Source organism: Profundibacter amoris, from assembly GCF_003544895.1.
In the GTDB taxonomy this organism is placed as follows: Bacteria; Pseudomonadota; Alphaproteobacteria; order Rhodobacterales; family Rhodobacteraceae; genus Profundibacter; species Profundibacter amoris.
The window spans coordinates 2,099,243-2,121,531 of the sequence record NZ_CP032125.1 but is presented as its reverse complement, the minus strand read 5'-3'; the positions used below and the strand labels follow the sequence as shown (position 1 = coordinate 2,121,531).

The window sequence follows — 22,289 nt, the reverse complement described above, 5'->3', positions numbered from 1 at the left end:
GATATTGCAATTAAGAACTATTCTTAACTAGCAGCTACGCGTTTCTGATCAAAGGGTCAAGAGGGGCTGTATGTTGCGGTTGCATTTCCCCCCTACCCAAAGGGTTGCGGCTGCCCTATAGTGCCTGTGGATAAGTCCTGAACAAACCCAATGGAGAGGCTATGCGCTGCCCTTTTTGTGGAAACGTCGATACCCAAGTCAAAGATTCACGCCCTGCCGAAGATCACGCCGCAATCCGTCGTCGCCGGTTCTGTCCGGCCTGCGCCGGTCGCTTTACCACCTATGAACGGGTGCAGTTGCGCGATCTTGTGGTGATCAAATCCAATGGCCGCCGCGAGGAATTCGGCCGTGACAAGCTGGAGCGGTCGATCCGCATGGCGTTGCAAAAACGCCCGATTGATCCGGAACGCATCGACCAGATGATTTCTGGCATCGTACGGCGGCTGGAAAGCATGGGCGAAACCGATATCAAATCGCAAACGATTGGCGAAATCGTGATGGAATCCCTGGCCCGGATCGACACCGTGGCCTACGTTCGTTTTGCCAGTGTTTACAAGAATTTCCAGGCGGCGGATGATTTCGACAAATTCGTAAGCGAATTGCGGCCTGACGATTCTCCGGAAGAGTGACCCAGCCAGACCAAGACGCCCGCTTTATGGTGCTCGCCCTTGCTCTGGGCGCGCGCGGGTTGGGGCGTGTATGGCCCAATCCGGCGGTGGGCTGTGTGGTTGTCGCGGCTGGACGGATCATCGGGCGCGGCTGGACGGCGGATGGCGGACGGTCCCACGCCGAAACCATGGCGCTGAAACAGGCAGGCGAGGCAGCGCGCGGGGCCACGGCCTATGTCACGTTAGAGCCTTGCGCGCATCACGGCAAAACCCCGCCTTGTGCCGAAACGCTGGTTAATGCTGGCGTGGCACGGGTGGTGACGGCGCTCGAGGATCCCGATCCGCGTGTCGCGGGCAGGGGGCACGCCATTTTGCGCGACGCCGGTATCACGGTGACAACGGGGGTGATGCAGTCCGAAGCCCTGCGCGCCCACGCCGGTTTTTTGAAACGGGTGCAGGAGGACCGTCCGATGATCACCCTGAAGCTGGCCAGCAGTTTTGACGGGCGCATCGCCACGGCAACCGGCGAAAGCCAGTGGATCACCGGCCCCGAGGCGCGGCGCATGGTGCATCTGCAACGCGCCCGCCATGACGCGGTGATGGTTGGCGGCGGCACCGCACGGGCGGATGACCCGACCCTGACGGTGCGCGATCTGGGCATTTCCCGCCAGCCGGTGCGCATCATCGCCAGCCGAAATCTTGACCTGCCGCTCTCGGGCAATCTGGCCCGCACCGCTGGCGTTGTGCCGCTGTGGCTTTGCCATGGCGAGGGTGCCGATCCGGCGTTGATCGACGCATGGTCCGGCATGGGTGCCACCCTGATCCCCTGCGCCATCCGTCAAGGTCTGCTTGATCCGGCTTCAATCCTGAATGCACTGGGGCAGGCCGGTTTGACACGGGTATTTGTCGAAGGCGGCGGGGCCTTTGCCGCGTCGCTTCTGCGCGCAGGTCTGGTGGATGAATTGATCGGCTTTACCGCTGGTATCGCTCTGGGAGCCGAAGGGTTGCCCTCGCTTGGTCCGCTTGGCTTGCAACGCCTTGCCCTGGCCCCGCGCTTTGAACTGGTCGAGCAACGTCAACTGGGCGCCGACATCATGCACAACTGGCGCAAGACCTAGCACAAGCGTTCCCTTCTTCTTTTCCGAAATATCCCCGCCGGAGGCAAAACCGCGCGCCCCGCAAGGGGCGCGCGGTTGGGGCGATGCGCAAAGCGCAGCGCAAACCCTGATCAGGAATGCTGCCCGAACAAATCCACTGTCTGATCCATCAAACGTGTGCGAATTTCCGGCCCTTCCATCAGAACCTCGTGCTCGGCCCCCTCAACCATTTCCAGCCGCCCGTCCGGCCAGTCCTGCATCCGTTTGATCACCGCTGCGGTATCCACGATCCGCTCGTTTGTACCCAGAAACGTCAGCGCCGGCACCTTCGGGGCCTCCATTGCCATCAGGTTGCGGGTTTCGGTCAGCGCCTCGAACAGCCAGTTCATGCTTGGCCCACCCAGCGCAAAACGGGGATGTGCCGCGACCTGTTCCTGCAACAGCGCATACATATCCGGATCGGTGGTCAGCAGGTTGTCCTCGAACGGGGCGACCGATACATAGCTTTGCGCACTGGTTCCGGGCGCGTATTTTTGCCCCATACCAACCGTGCTTGCAGCCCAGGCAATCCCGCGTGCCAGCGGGCGCATCACGGGGCCGATCAGAATACCCCACATCGGCGCACTGAAAACCGAGGCTTTCACCTCCAGCCCGTCCACCAATGATCGCAGCGCAATACAGCCACCCATCGAATGGGACAGCATGTAAAACGGCTGCGGCATTTCTAGTTCCCGCGCCGCCTGCACCATCGCGGCCACATCCCGCTGGTAATCGGCAAACTTCAGCACATGGCCTGTGTCGGGATCATCCAGCATCCGGTCGGCCAGCCCCTGACCACGCCAGTCCACCACAATCGTGGCATAGCCACGCTGCCGCAGATCGCCGGTCACCAGACCGTATTTTTCAATATACTCGGTGCGCCCGGGCATCAGCAGAACCGTGCCCCTGGTGCCTTTGTTCCACACCCCAACACGGATGCGCACCCCGTCATCCGTATCCAGCCAATAGGCCACGCCCCCGTCAGGGGCGCGTGCGACATCGGTATAAAGGGGTGCGGTTTCCATCATTTAGGCCAGAAACGAAGCCAGCTTCATCGCCATGCCCATATCGCCGTCAATCGTCAGCTTGCCGGTCATAAAGGCGGCAGTCGGGTTGGTTTCGCCTTCCAGGATCGACTGGAACACATCGGCATCCGCCGTCATGGTCACATCTGCGTCGTCATCACCGGCGCGGGCGCCATCGGCATCGATGATCACAGCCCCTTCGTCACCGATCACAAATTTGGCAATCCCGTCAAATCCGCCGGAAATCTTTTCGTTCAGGGCGGCAACGGCCGTGTCGATTACTTCGCTCATGGGTCATCCTTTTCAATTCGTGAACATCGGGGTCTCGTATCTTGCCGATGCATGGTTTAAACTCGGTATTGTTATGAGCATAATCAACCCTATTCACAAACGTATCGTTACGGCATTCGCTTTGACAGTCATGTTTTCCCTACCTTTGGGCGCCCAAGAGGTGACTGTGGACGAATTGTTCGACGAATTGCAGCTGGCCACGGTGGAGCAAACCGACAGAATCACCAAACAGATCGAAACCCTCTGGTCGCAAAGCGGATCGGCCTCGATGGATCTGCTGTTGAAACGCGGGCGCGATGCGCTGCGGGACGGGGACACAGAGGCGGCCATCGAACACCTGACTGCGCTGGTTGATCACGCACCGGATTTCGCCGAAGGCTATTATACCCGCGCCACCGCCTATTTTGAGTCAGGCCTGTTCGGTCCCGCGCTGGCCGATCTGCGCACCACCCTTGCCCTGAACCCGCGCCATTTCGGGGCGCTGACGGGGCTGGCCTATATCCTCGAGGAAATGGAAAACCCCGAAAAGGCGCTGGTGGCCTATCGCAAGGTGCTGGAACTGGTGCCGCATGACGAAACCGTGCAAGAGGCCGTATCACGGCTTGAAGGTGTGGCGCTTTAGGCGCTGAACGGGTTGGATAGATATGCTTGACGACAACCGGATCACGGCCGTTCTGGGGCCGACCAACACCGGCAAAACCCATTACGCGATCGAACGGATGCTGGGGCACCGCACGGGCATCATCGGCCTACCGCTGCGCCTGTTGGCGCGCGAGGTTTACGACCGCATTGTTGGTTTGCGCGGCCCCTCCGTTGTGGCGTTGGTCACCGGCGAGGAACGCATCGTGCCGCCGCGCACCCAATACTGGGTCTGCACGGTCGAGGCGATGCCGGCTGGCATGGGCACCGATTTTCTGGCGATTGACGAAATCCAGCTATGTGCCGACCCCGAGCGTGGCCACGTCTTTACCGACCGCCTGCTGCACGCTCGCGGCACACGGGAAACCCTGTTTCTGGGCGCGGATTCGATGCGCAGCGCAATTGCCGAACTGGTGCCAAAGGCGCAATTCCTCCGCCGTGATCGTCTTAGCGAACTGGTTTACGCAGGCTCCAAGAAAATCAGCCGGATGCCCGGACGCAGCGCCATCGTCGGCTTTTCGGTGGACAACGTCTATGCCATCGCCGAACTTCTGCGCCGCCAAAAGGGCGGGGCGGCGGTGGTGATGGGGGCGCTAAGCCCACGCACCCGCAATGCGCAGGTGGAAATGTATCAGAACGGCGATGTCGATTATCTGGTGGCGACGGATGCCATCGGCATGGGGCTGAATCTTGATATCAACCACATCGCTTTTTCCTCGCTGACCAAATTCGACGGCCGCCGGATGCGCCCGCTGCAACCGAACGAGCTGGCCCAGATCGCGGGCCGCGCGGGGCGCTATATGCGCCACGGCAGTTTCGGCGTGACCGGCGAGGCACCGCTGCTTGCGGACGGGGTGGTCGATGCCATCACCAACCACAGGTTTGCACCGGTGAAAAAGCTGCAATGGCGCAATTCGGGGCTGGAATTCGGCAATACGGCACGTCTGATTGCCGCGCTCGAATCCCCCACGGATGACCCTTGGCTGACCCGCGCACGCGAGTCAGATGACCTTATGGCGCTGAAAACCCTGTCCGCGCGCGATGATGTTGCAACGCGGATTGGCGGCCCGCAGGATGTCAAACGCCTGTGGGATGTCTGCCGCATCCCCGATTTTCGCGGCATCAGCCATGCTGAACACGCGGCGATCCTGGAACAGATTTTCGCGTATTTACAACAGTATAACCGCATTCCCGACGATTGGCTGGCGCGGCAGGTCAAACGGCTGGACCGATCCGAAGGTGACATTGACGCGCTGTCAAAACGCTTGGCGTTTATCCGCACATGGACCTATGTCGCGCAACGAAAAGGCTGGGTAGATGACGAAACCCATTGGCGCGGGGCGACTCGCGCTGTAGAAGACCGCCTATCGGACGCGCTGCATGCGCGGCTGACACAACGATTTGTTGACCGGCGCACGTCCGTTTTGCTGCGCCGGTTGAAGCAGAAGGAGGGCCTCGTGGCCGAAGTGAACGACAAAGGTGAAGTGACGGTCGAAGGGCAACTGATTGGCCGTCTTGAGGGGTTCCGCTTTACGCAGGACAAAACCGCCAATGCCGACGAGGCCAAGACCCTGCGCGCTGCCAGTGTGGCCGCGCTTGCGCCGCAGTTCCATCTGCTGGCCGACCGGTTCTATAACGCGCCCGATACGGAAATCGACTTTACCGAACAGGGCGGGTTGATGTGGGGCGAACATGCCGTGGGCAAGCTGGTGGCGGGCGATGACGCGCTGAAACCGCAGGCCGTGGCCTTTGTCGATGACGAGGCGGGCGTCGATGTCGCCACCAAGGTGCAGCGCCGTTTGCAGCATTTCATCGACCGCAAGGTCGCGACCTTGTTCGAACCGCTGCTGAACCTGTCCAAAGACGACACATTGCCACCGATTGCCCGTGGCTTTGCCTTTCGCATGATCGAGAATTTCGGCATCGTGCCCCGTTCCGAAGTCGCGGCCGAGGTCAAGGATCTGGATCAGGATGCCCGCGCCACCCTGCGCAAACACGGTATCCGCTTTGGCCAGTTCACCATATTCATGCCGCTGTTGCTGAAACCCGCCCCGACGCGCCTGCGTCTGGTGCTGTGGTCGCTGGCAAACAAACTGGACGAATTCCCCGAAAGCCCGCCGCCCGGTCTGGTCACCATCCCGACCGAGAAAGACGCGCCAAAGGGTTGGGATACCATGTCGGGTTACCGCGCCGCAGGCAGCCGCGCGATCCGCATCGATATGCTGGAACGTCTGGCCGACATGCTGCGCGCCGAAAACAGCCGCAGCGGCTTCGAGGCCAACCCCGATATGCTGTCAATCACCGGCATGACGCTGGAACAGTTCGCCGACCTGATGCAGGGGTTGGGCTATAAGGCGGAAAAAGGCGAACGGGTGAAGGTCAAGCCGGCACCGGTCGAGGACGCCAAGGCCGTTGAGGGCGAAAAGCCCGCCGAAGAGGCCAAACCGGAAGGCGAGGCCGAGGCCAGCCAAACGCCTGCCGAGGTGACACCCGAGTCGGAAGCGCCGAAGGAAGCTGCTCCCGAAGCCGAAGCCCCAGCCGAGGCTGCCGAGTCCAGTGAAGAAGCCCCCGAAATGGAGGTCTTCTATACCTTCACATGGGCGCCCAAACGCCAGGGCGGCGGCGAACGTCGCAAGCCGCAGGGCAAGGGCAAACCGCGCGGCAAACCGCAGGGCAAACGCCCGCCACGCGACGGGGCGAAAACCTATCAGGCGCGCCCGCCCAAGAAAGAAAAGAAAATCGACCCCGACAACCCCTTTGCCGCCGCGCTTATGGGGCTAAAGGACAAGGGCTGATCCGTGGCAGACGCGCCGGATAAGGGCCGCGTCGATAAATGGTTGTGGCACGCGCGGTTTTTCAAAACCCGCTCGCTTGCCACCAAACAGGTGACGGGGGGCCATGTGCGCCTGAACGGATCGCGGATTTCCAAGGCCTCAGTTTTGGTGACGGCGGGCGATACGCTGACTTTTCCGCAGGCCCGCCGCATTCGGGTGATCCAGATCACGGCAATCGCCACCCGCCGCGGTCCCGCCCCCGAGGCACAGGCGCTGTATCTTGACCTGACTCCGCCCGAGGAAAAGCCCGAACCGACAGCCCAAATCGAGCGAAAGGGCCGCCCGACCAAGAAAGATCGTCGCACAGCGCGCATTTTACGCGGTTCCTACCTTGATTGATTGCACGCAAGCGAATAGTCAGGCGCAGATGGTTGAGATTTCAGAGGCTACCCATGACCTATATCGTCAATGACAAATGTATCGCCTGCAAATACACCGACTGTGTCGAGGTTTGCCCCGTAGACTGTTTTTACGAGGGTGAAAACATGCTGGTCATCCATCCGGATGAATGTATCGATTGCGGTGTCTGCGAACCGGAATGCCCGGCTGACGCGATCCGCCCCGACACCGAACCGGACACGGATAAATGGGTTGAATTCAACCGCAAATATTCCGAAATCTGGCCGGTGATCATCGAGAAAAAAGATCCGCTGCCCGAAGCCGAAGAGCGCGATGGCGAAGAGGGCAAGCTGGAGAAATACTTTTCCGAGAAGCCAGGCGAAGGCAGCGAATAACGATTCGTTCACGCTTGCTCCAGAGCCGGTTTCGGGTGTGGTTTTTACCTGAAAAATTGGATGTTATGGCCTGTAAAACAACGTGGAATCGTGGATTCGGTATGGCTGCGCTTTAAATAGGGCATAATTTCTGCTATATTCACGGGTGAAACACATATCGAAACCTGTAGCCACCCTCGGTGCTGAAAGCCTGACGGGTGGTTTATTGTCGCCTGAATACTGTCTGGTCTGGCGACGTTGAACCGAGGAAGTGAACTGAATGAGCAAGTCGAAGAAACTGGATTTTCGCCCTAACGAGTTTGTCGTGTATCCGTCCCATGGTGTGGGCAAGGTTGTCTCGGTTGAGAAACAAGAGGTTGCCGGGTTTGAACTGGAACTGTTTGTGATTGCCTTTGAAAAAGACAAGATGACTCTGCGGGTGCCAACCAACAAGGCAATCGAGGTCGGGATGCGGGCGCTGTCGTCGCCGGACGTGGTGGCGCATGCGCAAAAGACGCTGAAGGGCAAGGCCAAGGTCAAACGCGCGATGTGGTCGCGTCGGGCGCAGGAATACGAGCAGAAGATCAACTCGGGTGATCTGATTGCGATTGCCGAAGTGGTGCGTGATTTGCACCGCACGGATGAGCAGCGCGAGCAGAGCTATTCCGAGCGTCAGTTGTATGAGGCCGCATTGGAGCGGCTGACCCGTGAATTTGCCGCTGTGGCCGGTGATGGCGAGGATGCGGCCCGTCAGGGGATCATCGATATTCTGATGTCGCGGGTTGTTGCAGCGGCTTAGAGCGCATCCAATCTAATCGAAATAGTGTATTCACCGCGCAACTCGAGGCAGCGTTTGCACCTGCAAATGCGTTCGGGTTGTGTGGTGAATTCAATTGGATTGGATTTGCTCCAAGCGTTTGTTTCAGGAATTGCGCCGCGCGATGCGCGTCGCCCCAAGGCGCTGCCCCCTGACGGGGGCAGCGCCTTTTTCGCCTCCGGCGGAGGTATTTCGGGCAAGAAGAAGTGGAAGGTGCCTAGGCCAGAAGTGTTGCGAAAGTGATTAGCGCGGCGATTTCGGCCAGTTGCTGGCTGGCGCCGAGGATGTCACCGGTCTGGCCGCCGATTTTGCGCAGGGCAATCAGGGCGATTGCGGTAGCGGCAAGGCTGGCGGCAATCAGGGCAAAGATACCTGTGGGAAGCGGGGCAATGAAGATGGTCAGCAGGGCAAGTGCAAGGGCCACGCCGGCGGTGTCTTTGGCCACAGGTCCGACGCTCGCCGACAAGCCGCCATCGCGGGCGTGGGGCAGGGTGGCCATGATGAACACCATCGGCATGCGCGACAGGGTGGTGGCGGCGATCAGGGCGGTGAACAGCGCCCCGCTGTGGATCAGGGCCGTAATCGCGCTCCAGCGCAGCATCAGCGACACCAGCAGCGCGATCACCCCGTAGGTGCCGATCTGGCTGTCTTTCATGATTTCCAGCCTCCGGTCCCTGTCCCAGCCGCCCCACAGCCCGTCGAATGTATCGGCCAGACCGTCTTCGTGCATGGCGCCGGTCAAGACCACCTGCGCCGTGATCACCAGCGCGGCGGTGATCGGGGCAGACAGCCCCAGCGCCAGTGCGATCCAGCCCAAAGCCGCTGCCAGCGCCCCGACAATCAGCCCGACCAGCGGAAAGGCCCAGGCCGCCGCCCCGCGCGCGCCAGCGGTTTTCACCGGCAGGCGGGTCAGCAGGCCGATGGCGGCGGGGATATCCGCCAGCCGGATCAGCGAGGTGTCGGGTTTGCTCATCAACAGGGCCTTTTCATTGCATCTTGCGCTTCTACCAGCGTTAAACCTAAAAGGCATAGAATATCAACGAGGGACCGACATGACATTTACCACGCTCGCCGAATTTCGCACCATTCTGGAAGATTTGCCCGCTGCGGATGCGGTTGCGCGGCAGGGGGCCGAAGCGCGCAACAGCCAGTTGACCAAACCACCGGCGGCGCTGGGGCGGCTCGAGGATCTGGCGATCTGGTATGCGGGTTGGCGTGGCGATCCAAAACCGTCGCTAAAGGCGCCGCAGATCATCATCTTTGCCGGCAACCACGGGGTTTGTGCGCAGGGGGTTTCGGCCTTTCCGCCCGAGGTGACGGAGCAGATGGTGCTGAATTTCGAGCATGGCGGGGCGGCGATCAACCAGTTGGCCAAGGCGTTCGGGGCGAAAATGGACGTGCATGCCCTGTCGCTGGACAGGCCCACGGCGGATTTCACCGTGGATGCCGCGATGAGCGAGGACGAGGTGGTTGCGGCGCTGCTGGCGGGCTGGAACGCGGTTGATCCCAAGGCGGACCTGCTGGTGACCGGCGAGATGGGCATCGGCAACACCACATCGGCGGCGGCGATTGCGGCGGCGTTGTTTGGTGGCGATGCGGCCGAGTGGACGGGGCGCGGCACAGGTGTGGATGATGACGGGTTGGCAGTGAAAACCCGCGTGGTGGCCGAAGGGCTGGCGCGGCACGGGGATGTGCTGAAGGATCCGTTGCAGGTTCTGCGCTGCCTTGGCGGGCGGGAATTGGCGGCGATGGCCGGGGCGATATCGCGGGCGCGAATCTTGCGGATACCGGTAATTCTGGACGGGTTTATCTGCTCGGCAGCGGCGGCGACGCTGGAAATGGCGGCGGCGGGCGCGCTGGATCATTGTGTTGCGGGGCATGTCTCGGCTGAATCTGCGCATGGCAAGGTGTTGAAAAATGTTGGTAAAGAGCCGTTGCTGGCGCTGGGTATGCGGTTGGGCGAAGGATCTGGTGCGGCGCTGGCGATTGGTGTTTTGAAGGGGGCGGTTGCCTGTCATTCGGGCATGTCCACCTTTGCCGAGGCGGGGGTTTCGGACGGGTAACGCTCCCTTTCATCTTTGTTCAATAAATATCCGCGCCGCAGGCAAGAAACTTCCTAGCCTGCGGCGCGGATATTTAGAAAAAGAAGAAGCTAGACCGGCAAGGGCGCGTCGGCCTTTAGCTCGTTCATCACGATCTGGCTTTGCACACGGGCTACGGCACTGTGGGGCAGCAAGGCGTCCTGTATCAGCGTGTTCAGCGCGGCCAGATCGGCGCAATAGACGTGCAGCATGTAGTCGGCCTCGCCGGTCAGGGTCCAGGCGCTGATCACTTCGGGGCGCGATTTAACGTGGCGCACGAACGAGGCCGCAGCCTGCGCGTCATGGGCCGCCATTTGCACCTGAACGAAGGCCTGCACAGTCAGGCCCAGTCGTTTTGCATCCAGTTTGGCGCTGTAGTTGCGGATGTAGCCCGCAGTTTCCAGCCGCTGACGGCGGCGCGCGGCCTGCGAGGGCGACAGGTTCAGCATTTCGCCCAATTCGGCGGCAGTGGTCTGGGCGTTCTTTTGCAGTTCAACCAGAAGGCGGGAATCGGTTTTGTCCAGTGCCATGCGGTATTCTCGCGTAATAACTCCAATATGTGTTATAATGGCGCGTATAAACCGGAAATGTCTAGTAAAAACGCGCGCCAAACACATCCGGGTTTTGTTATTCTTCTTCTGAACGCAAACAGGAGAAAACCGATGGGACCATTCCCCCATGACGCCCCCCGTGCCACCATCACTGCCGACAACCCTGCCGGAACCGACGGTTTCGAATTTGTCGAATTCGCCCATGAAGACCCGCAGGCCCTGCGTGATCTGTTCGCCAAAATGGGGTTCAAACATGTGGCCAATCACAAAACCAAGGCGGTCGAGCTGTGGAAGCAGGGCGACATCAGCTATCTGTTGAATTACCAGCCGGACAGCTTCGGGATGCGCTTTGTTGATCAGCACGGCCCCTGCGCCCCGTCGATGGCCTGGCGGGTGGTGGATGCGCAAAAGGCGTTTGACCATGCGGTTTCTAAAGGGGCCGAACCCTATACCGGCGATGATAAAACCATGGATGTGCCGGCGATCTTGGGGATTGGCGGGTCATTGTTGTATTTCATCGACCGGTATTTTGACACCAGCCCTTATAACGCCAAATTCGATTGGCTCGACAATGCCCATCCCGCTGGCGACGGGTTTTATTACCTCGATCATCTGACCCACAATGTGCACAAGGGGAATATGGACAAGTGGTTCAAATTCTACGCCGACCTGTTCAATTTCCGCGAAATCAGGTTTTTTGATATTCAGGGCAAGTTCACGGGGCTGTTCAGCCGCGCGCTGACCTCGCCCTGTGGCCGTATCCGTATCCCGATCAACGAGGATCGTGGTGAGAAGGGGCAGATCGTGGCCTATCTGAAGCGTTATAACGGCGAGGGGATCCAGCATATCGCGGTGGGGACGGATGATATTTACGGCTCGGTCGATGCGATTGCCGCCAAGGGGCTGGAGTTCATGCCCGGCCCGCCGAAAACCTATTACGAGATGAGCCGCGCGCGGGTGAAAGACCACGAAGAGCCGCTGGAACAGATGATGAAGCACGGTATCCTGATTGACGGTGAAGGGGTGGTCGGCGGCGGCGAAACCCGCATTCTGTTGCAGATTTTCAGCAAAACCGTGGTCGGGCCGATCTTTTTTGAATTCATCCAGCGCAAGGGGGATGACGGATTTGGTGAAGGCAATTTCAAGGCGCTGTTTGAATCGATCGAGCGCGAGCAGATCGAGAACGGGGAATTTGCCGCGCAATAGCGTTTATAGCTTTGGCATCCGCAATATCACGGTGCGCCCGCCTTTGACGTAACGCAATTCGTCTTCGCCAATCGCGGCCACCTTGCCACCATCAACCCGCTGGCCAACCTTGACCTTGACGTAACGCCCGTTTGACAACCGCACAAGGGCACGGCGGTTGCCGGGGCTGCCGTATACCCCGATCAGCGAGGTGCGGTGCAGGTTGATTGCATTCTTTGTGGTGGCCAGACGTGCGACCGATCCACGGGTTGGCGCTTGCGGGGTTACGGTTTGGTTGCGGGGCACGGCTACGGCGGCAGTGGCCTGTTCCGAGGGGGCCGATGCACGGGCGCGGGCGACCAGTCGGGCAAAATTGCGCGGGCGGTGATTGGGCAGGCGCGACAGGACCACGGCGTTTTCTGTCGGAGTTTCGTCAAGCTCTTCTTCCACCTTGGCGGTGAAGGGGCGCGGTTTGGGGCGAAATCCGGCCAGTTCGGAACGGGTTCTTCCGCCAAGCTGTGCGGTTTCGTTTGCCTGCACCAGATTTGCCGGGCGCGGGGCCGGTTTGAACCTTGCCAGCCGATCATCGGGCACAGGGGTGACATCCGGCGCCCGGTTGCCACGCACAGCGGGTTTGACGGGGGGCGGGCCTTTGAACACAAGGATGCCGTCCGGGTTTAGGGTGCCCTCGACCGTGGGAATGACCAAACCGCGATCATCCAGATGAAAGCTTTCGCTGTTGGCGATCGGCGGGTTTTGCGGCGGGGTGACCCGTGTGTCGGGCGACAGTGAAACCGTCGGCAGGGCGACCGCGTCATGTGAGGCTATCTGCGGGTCCACCGACGCGATATATTGCGTGTGACCGGTTTGCTCGGCCGGTGCGGCACTTGCAGGTGGGGGCAGTTGCCAAAAGCCGCTTTCGTCATAAGCCTCTTGCGCGTTTTCGGTAGTGACTGTTGGAACCGGTTCCGGTTCGGCAACTTGTTCGGGTGTCGGTTCGGGTTCGGGGACCGGTGCGGGTAGGGCCGCGACAGGTTGTTCCGGTTCCGTCGCCGCCGTTTTTTCCGGCTCGGCGGGGGTGTCGGCTGTGGGTAGGGGGGCTGTGTCAGCACCTGTCAGGGGGGGCAATTCAGCGGTCAGTTCCGGTTCTGCTTCTACAACCGGATCGCGCCGGATGGTCGGTTCGGTCAACATGGCCAGCGCATCGCCCACCGGATCCTGTTCGGGGATGGAGGGTTGCGGTGCGACCTCGGTAACAACAGGGATTTCTTCGGCGGGCGCATCGGCGACAACGGGAACGTCACCGTCTGCTGCGGTTTCTTTGCCGGGAAGGAAACTGGCCCAAATCGCGACTGCGGCCAGCGCGACAACCAGCAGCAACATCAATCCCGGCCCCAGATAGCGCGGCTTGCCTTTGTCTGTTGTCACCTTGCGGGCGCCAAACACCGTCATCGCCTGCTCTTCGTCGGTGGTGCGGCTGTCCAGCAGCGGTTTGATGGCGTTTTCCAACCTTAAAGGGGCTGCGGGCGCGCTGGTTGTTGCCACTTTGGTTTCCTTGCGTTTCACGCCGCCCAGCAGCGGAGATTTCGACGTTTTGCCTTCCGGCAGGATCGCCAGCCGGGTTTCGGTTTTTTCGATACGTTCAATCGCGGCGTCGGGCAGATCGGCATCATCCGCGTCACGACGGGTTGCGAACGTGGGCAGGGGCGCGTCGGGAACAGGGGTATCCGTATCCGGCACATCGGCCGAAATAACACCGGCTGGTTTGTCGGTTTTTGCTTGCTTCTTTTTCGCTTTGGCGGATTTTTTCTCAGGCTCAGGCTCAGGCTCAGGCTCAGGCTCAGGCTCAGGCTCAGGCTCAGGCTCAGGCTCAGGCTCAGGCTCAGGCTCAGGCTCAGGCTCAGGCTCAGGCTCAGGCTCAGGCTCAGGCTCAGGCTCAGGCTCAGGCTCAGGCTCAGGCTCAGGCTCAGGCTCAGGCTCAGGCTCAGGCTCAGGCTCAGGCTCAGGCTCAGGCTCAGGCTCAGGCTCAGGCTCAGGCTCAGGCTCAGGCTCAGGCTCAGGCTCAGGCTCAGGCTCAGGCTCAGGCTCAGGCTCAGGCTCAGGCTCAGGCTCAGGCTCAGGCTCAGGCTCAGGCTCAGGCTCAGGCTCAGGCTCAGGCTCAGGCTCAGGCTCAGGCTCAGGCTCAGGCTCAGGCTCAGGCTCAGGCTCAGGCTCAGGCTCAGGCTCAGGCTCAGGCTCAGGCTCAGGCTCAGGCTCAGGCTCAGGCTCAGGCTCAGGCTCAGGCTCAGGCTTTATGTCCGCTTCATCAGCATCCTGACCGGCTTTGGGTTTTACCGGATTTTCCGGTATTTCCTCTTGCTCAATATCAGCGCCCGTGCCCGTCTCGGTCTCGGTCTCGGTCTCGGTCTCGGTCTCGGTCTCGGTCTCGGTCTCGGTCTCGGTCTCGGTCTCGGTCTCGGTCTCGGTCTCGGTCTCGGTCTCGGTCTCGGTCTCGGTCTCGGTCTCGGTCTCGGTCTCGGTCTCGGTCTCGGTCTCGGTCTCGGTCTCGGTCTCGGTCTCGGTCTCGGGTGATTTTTCCGCGACCTCTTTTGCCACGGTTTTTGCCACAAGCGGGGCGATGATGCTGATGGCAACCGTATCGCGCTCTATGCTTTCGTCTTGTTCCAGCAAGGCTTCGGCGGTTGTGGTCTGTCCGAAATAAGGCTCGCCATCAAAATGTCCGGCCTCGGGAATGGCGACAAAACACAGCGGGTTGAACCCGTGCTCAAAGGCGAAATCTTCGGCTTCGGTCAGTGTTTCGCGGGCCACGGCGGCGATATGAAGATCATCCCCGATGACACAAAAATCAAAGGCCAGCTCGAAAATATGATAGGGTGTCGCCCCGTCCAGGGCCGCGCGGGCCTGTAGATCGCGTTGGGCCTGTGTCGGGGCGGCGTTCGGCACGGCCTTATAGAGGATTTGCGAATTGGGGATCACCAGTTTGGTGGTCACCCCGCCGTTGTCCAGCGAGGCAGCGGTCTGGCGCAGGTAATCCAGTTCGCGGGGCAGGTTTTTATCTTCCGGTGAGACTTCGCCCACAATGCGCCAGCCGTCTTTCTCGCGGTGGAGAAGGGCGATACCGTTATGGCACAGGTTCAGGGCAAAATTTGGCTTCATGTTATTGATCTAGCACAGAAAGAATATCGGACTGCAGGCGTTATATTTACTTTCGCCACACTATAGCAGGTTTTCGCCTATGGAAAGGAAAAGCCCCAAGGATTGCCTTGCGGGGTGCGTCTTATCAGTGGAACATCAAAAACAATGTGAAAGGAATTTGTTATGCGGAATGTAATAATTGCACTGGTTTTATTGATGGCAACGCCCGTGATGGCCCAGGATGCCCGCCGGATTGTGGTGAATGGCCACGGGGTGGTTGATACGGTGCCGGACATGGCGACCATTTCGATGGGGGTGGTCAGCGAGGCAAAAACGGCCGGGGCGGCGATGGCGAAGAACTCGGATGCGCTGGCGGCGGTATTGAAACAGCTAGCGGCGGCGGGGATCGAATCGCGTGATATCCAGACCAACAACCTGTCGCTGTCGCCGCGCTGGAACAATGGCGGGTCCATGTCCAAGGCGCCGCCCCAGATTGTCGGCTTTGTAGCCACCAATACAGTCAGCGTGCGGGTGCGTGATTTGGCGCAACTGGGTGTGGTTCTGGATGCGGTGGTGCAAAACGGCGCCAACAGTTTTCACGGGCTAAGCTTTGGCTTGCAGGATATGGAACCGGCGCAAAACGCAGCAAGGGTGGCGGCCATCAAGGATGCGATGGCCAAGGCACAGCTATACGCCACGGCAGCCGGTGTGGAACTGGGCGATGTGGTGTCGATCAGCGACGGCACTGTGCGCAGCGCGCGGCCGGTGATGATGGAAGCCGATATGATGCGCTCGATGGCGGTGCCGGTGGCGCAGGGGAAATTGTCAGTGACGGCGGATGTGAGCGTTGTGTTCGGGATTGCCGATTAGGCGTAATGGCCAATCCCCTAACGCGGGGGATTGGCCCAGATTATCAGGCTGTTGCCACCGTCAGCGCCTGATCCAGATCGGCGATCAGGTCATCTGCATCCTCGATGCCGATGGATATGCGCACCACGCTGGGTCCGGCACCTGCGGCCTCTTGCTGTTCTTCGTTCAACTGCCGGTGCGTGGTTGAGGCCGGATGCAGGATCAGGGACCGTGCATCACCAAGGTTGGCCACATGGCTGAAAATATTCAGGTTTTCCACCAGTTTTACGCAGGCGTCATAGCCGCCCTTGACCGCCACAGTAAACAGCGCGCCCGCGCCTTTGGGGCAGATACGCATCGCGCGTTTGGCATAGGGGCTGGAGGGCAGGCCGGCATAGGTGACCTTGTCGATCCGCGGGTCTGTTTCCAGCCAGTTTGCGATCTTTTTGGCGTTGGCAACGTGGCGCTCCATGCGCAGCGACAGGGTTTCGATCCCCATCAATGTGTAATGCGCCGCCTGCGGGTTCATCGTCATCCCCAGATCGCGCAGGCCGATGGCAATGCCGTGGAATGTATAGGCCAGCGGGCCGAAGGTTTCGTGGAATTTCAGCCCGTGATAGGCCGGTTCGGGTTGTGACAGGGACGGAAATTTGTCTGTGGCCGACCAGTCGAACGTGCCGCTGTCCACCACGGCACCGCCCGTCACCGTGCCGTTGCCGGTCAGGTATTTGGTGGTGGAATGCACTACCAGTGCCGCGCCATGCCGGAACGGCTGGCACAGATAGGGCGTGGCAGTGGTGTTATCGACAATCAGCGGCAGTTGTGCGGCATCGGCGATTTTGGCGATGGCATCCAGATCGGTGACATAGCCACCCGGATTGGCGATGCTTTCGCAGAAAATCGCGCGGGTGTTTTCGTCGATCGCGGCGGCCACGGCGGATTCATCATCGAAATCGACGAATTTCGCGGACCAGCCAAAGCGTTTGATGGTCTGGCTGAACTGGGTGATCGTGCCACCATAGGCCCGGGTCGAGGCCACCACATTCAGACCCGGCCCCATCAGGGGAAACAGCGCCATGATTTGCGCTGCATGACCGGAGGAGCAGCACACCGCCCCCGCGCCGCCTTCCAGCGTGGCAATGCGTTCCTGCAATACCGCAACCGTGGGGTTGGTCAGGCGGGAATAGATATAGCCGACCTCTTGCAGGTTGAACAAGGCGGCGGCGTGATCGGTATCGCGAAACACATAGGCGGTGGTCTGGTAGATCGGTGTTTGCCGCGCGCCGGTGGCCGGATCCGGCCGCGCGCCGGCGTGGATTTGCAGGGTGTCAAAGCCGTATGTGGGGGTGTCTGTCATGTCGCTGTCCTCGCTGGATTTTCGGGTATCCTAAGGCAAGGAAATTCATGCGACAACCGGCCTGCGGGAAAAGGGACGGAATCCTTTGATCGCGGGAATGGGCAGGGCATCCGTTTGTTCAGGTTTCCAAACCCGATCGAACATCCCGATTAACCGATTCCCGTTTCGAAACCTTTCCCGTATCAGGAGGATTTAAGACATCAGCAACCTTGCCTTTCTGAATCCGGTTCCCCGAAATTCAGAAAGGCATGGGCGCCTGGATCTAACCGTGATGACCGCCGCCGCCATCCCCGTGAGCATTGTCATCCGGAGTTGTCTGCTTATTATCAACTGGATAGCCGAACGGATGGTCGTCGTCACAAGCCGAAACAAACAATACGGAAAGGGCCGCTACCACAAAACCAATTACCTTTGTTGATATGGTCATTATACGTTCTCCTTTTTGACCCCCGTTAGTGGGTTAGAGGCGCCGCCCGCAGGTCAAATCGGAAAATAAAGATAAGGATACTCCGATCAATCAAATACGAGTCGGCGTTCCCTGCCTGTAGTATAGGCCAGAAGTGGGTGTAAGAATTTGATTTTGATCATAAAATACGAAATTAATATGATTTGACTTCTAACGCATCCAAAACCCTGCACGCTTGATCTGGTTGCGGATTTTCTTTTCCATGTTGGGCGGGTTTTCGCGGTCGAACATCGCCCGCACCTTGTGCCCGCGCCGCTGGAATATCATCCGCTTGACCGGATCATATTGTTTGATCACCTTTTTGATCTTGTTGGGCGAGGTGACGGTTTCCAGCACATCCACCACACGGTCGCTTTCGCGCGCGTATAGCAACGGCAACAGGCGGTAGTGGCAGGATATATCCCCATCCAGTCCGTCCAGTTCCGGCCCGGGCCGCCCGCCGCCAAGGGAATGGATCACCAGCGGCAGGGCCACCTGGTCCAGCCACGGGTCCAGTTCCTGACAGACCAGCGGGTCCGGCGTATTATCACGGATTTCCAGCGCGTATTCGGTGAAACGGGCGCCGAATTCATGCGGGCAGCGGTAATAGAACCAGCCGGCGTTGAAATAGAGGTAGCGTTCCCAGTATTCATTCGGCTGGGCGGTGTCCAGCGAGCTGTCAAAATCCAGCCCAAAGCGGTCATAAAGCGATTTCCACGTTTCGCTATAACCCGGCCCGTAGAGTTCCAGCACCGGCCACGTCCCTTCGCGCCGCATCGAGGCGGCGGGGCGGTCAAAATTGAACGCAACCTTGGACAGCGGGCCGGTGATCAGGGTGTCACTGTCGAAAAACACGAACGGCGCGCCCTTGGGCAGGGCGGCCAGCGCCTCGATCTTGTTGCCATAGGGGTAGTCCTGCCCGAAATGCCGGCTTTCAAATGGCAGAATTTCGGCCCCCAGATGTTCAAGCAACGCGCGCACGTCATCGGACATACGCGGGTCTTTGGACCATTTGTCGCCGGGCTGCGGTTCGGCGACAAACAGGCGGCCTTTGAAATCGGGGTCCGAGTGGCGCAGCGAGGCGGCGAACATCACGGCCTCGTATTGCAGCCGCCCGTTCTGGCCGATGATGACGATATTGAAATCGGGCTGGGTTTTGTGCGCTTTGGCCATGTGTTTCTTTGCCTGTTTATATTTTGACGAACTATAAGCCGAAATCCTGTTTGCCAAAAGACGTTATTGTTCCAATGCGTCAGTTTGGTTAGGGTTCTGGTCAGGTTTCTTTAAGATATTGCCAAAAGAACAATCATTGATTTCCAAGGGAGAAGCATATGTTCCACCTAGTGTTGATATTCACCATCGCGATTGGGGCCGGGCTTGGCGCCGGTGGGAACCACACGGCCAAATCCGAGGCGCCGCCATCGTTACTGGAGGGGACAAGCGACGGTGCAGGGTCGTTGCTGGATGGCACAGCCGAAGATATGGTGGATGCCGCCAAAGAAGACTGGCAGCCCGAGGACCAGACCCCGACGGGCAAATTCACCACCGCAACCGAGGTCAAACCGATCCTGTCGATGACCAAATCGCAATGGGTGGCGGTGCGTGATTATGATGGCAAGGATTTGTTGTATTTCACCAACCTGCTGGCGTGGCGTTGTGGCTTGCATCAGGTTAGCTACGGGGTGAACGGGTCAGCGGAACAGCCGCTGGAATTCGAGGAATGCCATCTGGACACAGGCCAGCCAAATGCGCTGACCATGGAAACGCTTATGCCGTTTTTGAGCTTTGAGGCCGGATCGATAAACAGCCTGTCGGTGACGGTCATCTATGACGATGGAACCACCGACACCGCGACCTATCAGCGGTCGGATATCCTGATGCCGTAACTGTTTCGAGAAATGGTGGGCGACCCTGGAATCGAACCAGGCGTGAGTCGCCTCGAGGGAGTTACAGTCCCCTGCCACACCTTGCGGCCTGTCGCCCAACACTCGGGGTGGATACTCGGGCAATGCGGACCCGTCAAGCGCAAATCGGCATGAATTCGGCTTGTATCGCGGCGCGGGGCGGCGCATTGTCGGGCGGGCGCAAATTACAAGGTGTTTTAGCGATGAAAAAACCCAAATGGGTGATTGAAAAGGAACAGGGGCGGCGCGCATCGGCGGCGGCAACTGTGTGGTTGTTCGGGCTGCATGCGGTGCGCGATGCGTTGCGCAATCCGGCGCGAACGAAATTGCGCCTGCTGGTGACCAAAAATGCTTATGACAAACTGGCCGAGGATATTGCCGCCAGCGGGATTGAGCCTGAAATGGCCGATCCGCGCAAATTTTCCGCCCCGCTGGACCCGCAATCGGTGCATCAGGGCGCCGCGCTTGAGGTCAAGCCGCTGGATTGGGGCGATCTGGAACAGGTCTGTATGGCCGCGGACGGGCAGGTGCCCCGCGTGGTGTTGCTGGACCGTGTGACGGATCCGCATAATGTGGGGGCGATCCTGCGCTCGGCCGAGGTGTTCGGCGCGCGGGCCGTGATTGCCCCGCACCGCCATTCCGCGCCTGAAACCGGTGCCTTGGCGAAAACCGCATCCGGCGCGCTGGAACGGCAGCCCTATTTACGGATCAAGAATCTGGCCGACGCGATGGAGACGTTGAAATCCATGGGCTATCTGATGCTGGGGCTGGACGGCGAGGCGGAACAATCCGTGGCCCAGGCCGTCGAGGGGCGTCGGGACCGCGCAATCGCGCTGGTGCTGGGGGCCGAGTGGCCGGGATTGCGCCAGAAAACCCGCGAAACCTGTGACCAACTGGTGAAAATTGACGCGGCGGGTGAGTTTGGCTCGCTGAATGTATCGAACGCGGCGGCTGTGGCGCTTTATGCCTCGCGTGAATAGCGATGTGATCACAAATTTTTTACCACCTCTGGAAACTGCGCAACTGCACCCTATCTCTATAAGCAGAGGCACAGCGCCCGGAACGCGCACGCCTCACTTTCACTGTCCCTCGTTCCGTAACTGGCGCCCGTCCTTGCCCAAGGATCGGGCGCTTTTTTGTCGCCTTTCTTTGCCGGCGATTGCTTGGTAAAGAGGGGCATGACCTATACCGATGAATACCTGAAAAAGATCCTGCAAGACACCAAGGTGATTGCCTGTGTCGGCGTGTCCATGAACCCCGTGCGCCCCAGCTATTTTGTGGCGCGTTATTTGTCGATGAAGGGCTTTACGGTGATCCCCGTGAACCCCGGCCATGCGGGTAAAATGCTGTTCGGGCAGGAAATTGTGCCCGATCTGGCCTCGATTGACCGGCATGTGGATATGGTTGATATTTTCCGCCGCTCGGAATTCGTGACGCCAATTGTCGAGGCCGCTTTAGAGGCTTTCCCCGACCTGAAAGCCGTCTGGATGCAGATCGGGGTCGAGAACGAAGAGGCCGCCAAACTGGCCGAAGATCGTGGTGTGCAGGTGGTGATGAACCGCTGTCCCAAGATTGAATATCAGCGGTTGTTTGGTGAATTGCGGATGGGCGGCTTCAATACGGGTGTGATCAGCTCGAAATTATAAAGAGCGGCCTGTAGCAGACGTGTTCGCTTATCGAGTGCCTTTATTTCCATCCAAATTTGCGAAAGTGCCAAATGGCTGGCCATACATTTTTTCCCGAAATGGGCTTTCCAAAAAGAATAGCTGTAGTCATTAAGTGATAGTAATAGTATTATAATAATATGAGGCGACAGGCGATTAAGAAATGGACAAAGCATTAAGGCGATCTATTCTTCAGCGGAAGATTTATTTTGCTTCAAAGTCCCTGTATAATCTGACAGGGATATTACCCGCGCCCTGGACCACGCCGCATAGTGTCGACGGCAAGCCGGTCTATTTTATTCATATCCCGAAATCGGCAGGCAGCAGTCTGAAAACACTATTGGGCTGCAAGCTAGGCAAAACCACCCATGCGATGCCCCGTCTGGTGATGCGAAAACGCCAGTGGCACAACAGCTTTGTCATTACGGCCGTGCGCCAGCCGTTCGAGCGGTTTGTGTCCAGCTACTCATTCGTTGTGAAGCAAAAGAACGGTCGGGTGTTGCATAGGATGTATGGCGTAATGCTCGATACGCTGGACCCGTTCGAGTATCTGGAATTCATCCAGCAATTCCCCGAGAAGCTGGGCTTTCAAACGCAATGGACGCACTACCCGTCGCGCCGAAAACCAACAGCCGATTTGATTCTGCGGGTCGAGGAAAGCGATCACTGGCGGGACCAGTTGCTGGCGGCGGGGATCACGGATTTGCCGCAGACGGTCGAGCGGCGCAATGCCAGCCGGCAGGCGGGTGAGGGGCCGGAGGATGTTCTGGGGCTGGAGGGGCCGGATCTGGCCGCGCTGGAGCGTCGCGTGAAAGAGGTGTTTGCGGTGGATTACGAGGCATTCGGGTATTGAGCGGGCAACGCGCAGCTGCAGGTTGGATTTCAACCGTTCATCGTCTGACTTCAATATGTATTGACGGGTCGGGGCGCGGGGTAGGCAGTTGGTGGTGAACCGGTGCCCGAAAATCGAATACCGGCGTTTGTTTGGGGAATTGCGGATGGGGGGCAATACGGGGGGTATAAGATCAAAACTATAGAGCAGCCTATCAAATCAA

At 59.4% G+C, this 22,289-nt stretch carries 22 protein-coding genes, 1 tRNA gene and 1 pseudogene; 15 read left to right on the top strand and 9 right to left on the bottom strand.

What is annotated here, in order from left to right; genetic code table 11:
• Positions 1–161: 161 nt before the first annotated feature.
• On the top strand, positions 162–629 hold the full coding sequence (gene nrdR / locus BAR1_RS10570) for a transcriptional regulator NrdR (protein ID WP_118942986.1): 468 nt from the start codon (positions 162–164) through the stop codon (positions 627–629).
• A complete protein-coding gene (ribD, locus tag BAR1_RS10565; RefSeq protein WP_267128374.1) occupies positions 626–1,726 on the top strand; it encodes a bifunctional diaminohydroxyphosphoribosylaminopyrimidine deaminase/5-amino-6-(5-phosphoribosylamino)uracil reductase RibD in 1,101 nt (366 codons plus the stop codon). Before nrdR ends, ribD begins: the two co-directional genes overlap by 4 nt.
• A 110-nt stretch (positions 1,727–1,836) precedes the next feature.
• Here ribD and BAR1_RS10560 read toward each other — a convergent pair whose 3' ends face one another.
• Entirely contained in the window at positions 1,837–2,769 is a 933-nt protein-coding gene (locus tag BAR1_RS10560; RefSeq protein ID WP_323368572.1) for an alpha/beta hydrolase, read from the bottom strand.
• 3 nt (positions 2,770–2,772) lie between these two features.
• The gene (locus tag BAR1_RS10555) at positions 2,773–3,060 is read right to left on the bottom strand and encodes an SCP2 sterol-binding domain-containing protein (protein ID WP_118942983.1); all 288 of its coding nucleotides are present in this window, start codon (positions 3,058–3,060) and stop codon (positions 2,773–2,775) included.
• 73 nt (positions 3,061–3,133) lie between these two features.
• On the opposite strand from BAR1_RS10555, the gene BAR1_RS10550 reads away from it, so the two are divergent.
• The 5 genes from BAR1_RS10550 (at position 3,134) to BAR1_RS10530 (ending at position 8,045) form a co-directional block, all read left to right on the top strand.
• Positions 3,134–3,682, top strand: coding sequence for a tetratricopeptide repeat protein (locus BAR1_RS10550; RefSeq protein ID WP_118944436.1), 549 nt, complete (start codon positions 3,134–3,136; stop codon positions 3,680–3,682).
• 22 nt (positions 3,683–3,704) lie between these two features.
• On the top strand, positions 3,705–6,494 hold the full coding sequence (locus BAR1_RS10545; RefSeq protein WP_118942982.1) for a helicase-related protein: 2,790 nt from the start codon (positions 3,705–3,707) through the stop codon (positions 6,492–6,494).
• 3 nt (positions 6,495–6,497) lie between these two features.
• On the top strand, positions 6,498–6,872 hold the full coding sequence (locus tag BAR1_RS10540; protein ID WP_118942981.1) for an RNA-binding S4 domain-containing protein: 375 nt from the start codon (positions 6,498–6,500) through the stop codon (positions 6,870–6,872).
• 53 nt (positions 6,873–6,925) lie between these two features.
• Positions 6,926–7,267 carry a ferredoxin FdxA gene (fdxA, locus tag BAR1_RS10535; protein WP_118942980.1) on the top strand — a complete coding sequence of 114 codons (342 nt, stop codon included), beginning with the start codon at positions 6,926–6,928 and terminating at the stop codon, positions 7,265–7,267.
• Positions 7,268–7,526: 259 nt separating this feature from the next.
• On the top strand, positions 7,527–8,045 hold the full coding sequence (locus BAR1_RS10530; RefSeq protein WP_118942979.1) for a CarD family transcriptional regulator: 519 nt from the start codon (positions 7,527–7,529) through the stop codon (positions 8,043–8,045).
• Positions 8,046–8,280: 235 nt separating this feature from the next.
• On the opposite strand, the gene cobS is transcribed toward BAR1_RS10530, so the two are convergent.
• Positions 8,281–9,036, bottom strand: a complete 756-nt coding sequence (cobS, locus tag BAR1_RS10525) for an adenosylcobinamide-GDP ribazoletransferase (RefSeq protein ID WP_118942978.1) — start codon at positions 9,034–9,036, stop codon at positions 8,281–8,283.
• A gap of 79 nt (positions 9,037–9,115) precedes the next feature.
• On the opposite strand from cobS, the gene cobT reads away from it, so the two are divergent.
• On the top strand, positions 9,116–10,126 hold the full coding sequence (gene cobT / locus BAR1_RS10520; protein ID WP_118942977.1) for a nicotinate-nucleotide--dimethylbenzimidazole phosphoribosyltransferase: 1,011 nt from the start codon (positions 9,116–9,118) through the stop codon (positions 10,124–10,126).
• Positions 10,127–10,215: 89 nt separating this feature from the next.
• Here cobT and BAR1_RS10515 read toward each other — a convergent pair whose 3' ends face one another.
• Positions 10,216–10,674, bottom strand: coding sequence for an Lrp/AsnC family transcriptional regulator (locus BAR1_RS10515; protein WP_118942976.1), 459 nt, complete (start codon positions 10,672–10,674; stop codon positions 10,216–10,218).
• Positions 10,675–10,806: 132 nt separating this feature from the next.
• Here BAR1_RS10515 and hppD point away from each other — a divergent pair, with 132 nt between their 5' ends.
• Complete coding sequence (gene hppD / locus BAR1_RS10510; RefSeq protein ID WP_118942975.1) at positions 10,807–11,901, top strand: 4-hydroxyphenylpyruvate dioxygenase; 1,095 nt, start codon at positions 10,807–10,809, stop codon at positions 11,899–11,901.
• Positions 11,902–11,904: 3 nt separating this feature from the next.
• Here hppD and BAR1_RS18105 read toward each other — a convergent pair whose 3' ends face one another.
• A complete protein-coding gene (locus BAR1_RS18105; protein ID WP_194295000.1) occupies positions 11,905–15,036 on the bottom strand; it encodes a hypothetical protein in 3,132 nt (1,043 codons plus the stop codon).
• A gap of 162 nt (positions 15,037–15,198) precedes the next feature.
• Here BAR1_RS18105 and BAR1_RS10495 point away from each other — a divergent pair, with 162 nt between their 5' ends.
• Entirely contained in the window at positions 15,199–15,885 is a 687-nt protein-coding gene (locus BAR1_RS10495; protein WP_118942974.1) for an SIMPL domain-containing protein, read from the top strand.
• Between the two features lie 43 nt (positions 15,886–15,928).
• On the opposite strand, the gene BAR1_RS10490 is transcribed toward BAR1_RS10495, so the two are convergent.
• The 3 genes from BAR1_RS10490 to BAR1_RS10485 form a co-directional block, all read right to left on the bottom strand.
• A complete protein-coding gene (locus tag BAR1_RS10490) occupies positions 15,929–17,221 on the bottom strand; it encodes an O-acetylhomoserine aminocarboxypropyltransferase/cysteine synthase family protein (RefSeq protein ID WP_118942973.1) in 1,293 nt (430 codons plus the stop codon).
• Between the two features lie 262 nt (positions 17,222–17,483).
• A complete protein-coding gene (locus BAR1_RS17990; RefSeq protein ID WP_162891748.1) occupies positions 17,484–17,648 on the bottom strand; it encodes a hypothetical protein in 165 nt (54 codons plus the stop codon).
• Positions 17,649–17,837: 189 nt separating this feature from the next.
• Entirely contained in the window at positions 17,838–18,839 is a 1,002-nt protein-coding gene (locus BAR1_RS10485) for a DinB family protein (protein WP_118942972.1), read from the bottom strand.
• A gap of 158 nt (positions 18,840–18,997) precedes the next feature.
• Between BAR1_RS10485 and BAR1_RS10480 the strand changes: the two genes are divergently transcribed.
• Positions 18,998–19,552, top strand: coding sequence for a hypothetical protein (locus BAR1_RS10480; protein WP_118942971.1), 555 nt, complete (start codon positions 18,998–19,000; stop codon positions 19,550–19,552).
• Positions 19,553–19,565: 13 nt separating this feature from the next.
• On the opposite strand, the gene BAR1_RS17985 is transcribed toward BAR1_RS10480, so the two are convergent.
• Positions 19,566–19,649 (bottom strand) — tRNA-Tyr (locus BAR1_RS17985).
• A gap of 124 nt (positions 19,650–19,773) precedes the next feature.
• On the opposite strand from BAR1_RS17985, the gene rlmB reads away from it, so the two are divergent.
• The 4 genes and pseudogenes from rlmB to BAR1_RS18200 all read left to right on the top strand — a co-directional run.
• Complete coding sequence (gene rlmB / locus BAR1_RS10475; RefSeq protein WP_118944434.1) at positions 19,774–20,550, top strand: 23S rRNA (guanosine(2251)-2'-O)-methyltransferase RlmB; 777 nt, start codon at positions 19,774–19,776, stop codon at positions 20,548–20,550.
• A gap of 198 nt (positions 20,551–20,748) precedes the next feature.
• Positions 20,749–21,216: a CoA-binding protein gene (locus BAR1_RS10470; protein ID WP_118942970.1), complete on the top strand. Its 468-nt coding sequence runs from the start codon at positions 20,749–20,751 to the stop codon at positions 21,214–21,216.
• A 181-nt stretch (positions 21,217–21,397) separates the two neighbouring features.
• On the top strand, positions 21,398–22,087 hold the full coding sequence (locus BAR1_RS10465; protein WP_118942969.1) for a sulfotransferase family 2 domain-containing protein: 690 nt from the start codon (positions 21,398–21,400) through the stop codon (positions 22,085–22,087).
• 73 nt (positions 22,088–22,160) lie between these two features.
• Positions 22,161–22,271 (top strand): annotated as a pseudogene (locus tag BAR1_RS18200) (CoA-binding protein); the annotation flags it as partial.
• Positions 22,272–22,289: the final 18 nt, after the last annotated feature.

Excerpts from the sequence above, each read along its gene's own strand:
- BAR1_RS10480 (WP_118942971.1), top strand. The coding sequence starts at position 18,998 with ATGTTCCACCTAGTGTTGATATTCACCATCGCGATTGGGGCCGGGCTT.
- cobT (WP_118942977.1), top strand. The coding sequence starts at position 9,116 with ATGACATTTACCACGCTCGCCGAATTTCGCACCATTCTGGAAGATTTG.
- BAR1_RS10555 (WP_118942983.1), bottom strand. The coding sequence starts at position 3,060 with ATGAGCGAAGTAATCGACACGGCCGTTGCCGCCCTGAACGAAAAGATT.
- BAR1_RS18105 (WP_194295000.1), bottom strand. The coding sequence starts at position 15,036 with ATGAAGCCAAATTTTGCCCTGAACCTGTGCCATAACGGTATCGCCCTT.
- BAR1_RS10490 (WP_118942973.1), bottom strand. The coding sequence starts at position 17,221 with ATGACAGACACCCCCACATACGGCTTTGACACCCTGCAAATCCACGCC.
- BAR1_RS10515 (WP_118942976.1), bottom strand. The coding sequence starts at position 10,674 with ATGGCACTGGACAAAACCGATTCCCGCCTTCTGGTTGAACTGCAAAAG.
- BAR1_RS10465 (WP_118942969.1), top strand. The coding sequence starts at position 21,398 with ATGGACAAAGCATTAAGGCGATCTATTCTTCAGCGGAAGATTTATTTT.
- BAR1_RS17990 (WP_162891748.1), bottom strand. The coding sequence starts at position 17,648 with ATGACCATATCAACAAAGGTAATTGGTTTTGTGGTAGCGGCCCTTTCC.
- BAR1_RS10485 (WP_118942972.1), bottom strand. The coding sequence starts at position 18,839 with ATGGCCAAAGCGCACAAAACCCAGCCCGATTTCAATATCGTCATCATC.
- BAR1_RS10545 (WP_118942982.1), top strand. The coding sequence starts at position 3,705 with ATGCTTGACGACAACCGGATCACGGCCGTTCTGGGGCCGACCAACACC.
- nrdR (WP_118942986.1), top strand. The coding sequence starts at position 162 with ATGCGCTGCCCTTTTTGTGGAAACGTCGATACCCAAGTCAAAGATTCA.
- BAR1_RS10470 (WP_118942970.1), top strand. The coding sequence starts at position 20,749 with ATGACCTATACCGATGAATACCTGAAAAAGATCCTGCAAGACACCAAG.
- BAR1_RS10530 (WP_118942979.1), top strand. The coding sequence starts at position 7,527 with ATGAGCAAGTCGAAGAAACTGGATTTTCGCCCTAACGAGTTTGTCGTG.
- cobS (WP_118942978.1), bottom strand. The coding sequence starts at position 9,036 with ATGAGCAAACCCGACACCTCGCTGATCCGGCTGGCGGATATCCCCGCC.
- BAR1_RS10495 (WP_118942974.1), top strand. The coding sequence starts at position 15,199 with ATGCGGAATGTAATAATTGCACTGGTTTTATTGATGGCAACGCCCGTG.
- rlmB (WP_118944434.1), top strand. The coding sequence starts at position 19,774 with ATGAAAAAACCCAAATGGGTGATTGAAAAGGAACAGGGGCGGCGCGCA.
- hppD (WP_118942975.1), top strand. The coding sequence starts at position 10,807 with ATGGGACCATTCCCCCATGACGCCCCCCGTGCCACCATCACTGCCGAC.
- BAR1_RS10550 (WP_118944436.1), top strand. The coding sequence starts at position 3,134 with ATGAGCATAATCAACCCTATTCACAAACGTATCGTTACGGCATTCGCT.
- BAR1_RS10560 (WP_323368572.1), bottom strand. The coding sequence starts at position 2,769 with ATGGAAACCGCACCCCTTTATACCGATGTCGCACGCGCCCCTGACGGG.
- fdxA (WP_118942980.1), top strand. The coding sequence starts at position 6,926 with ATGACCTATATCGTCAATGACAAATGTATCGCCTGCAAATACACCGAC.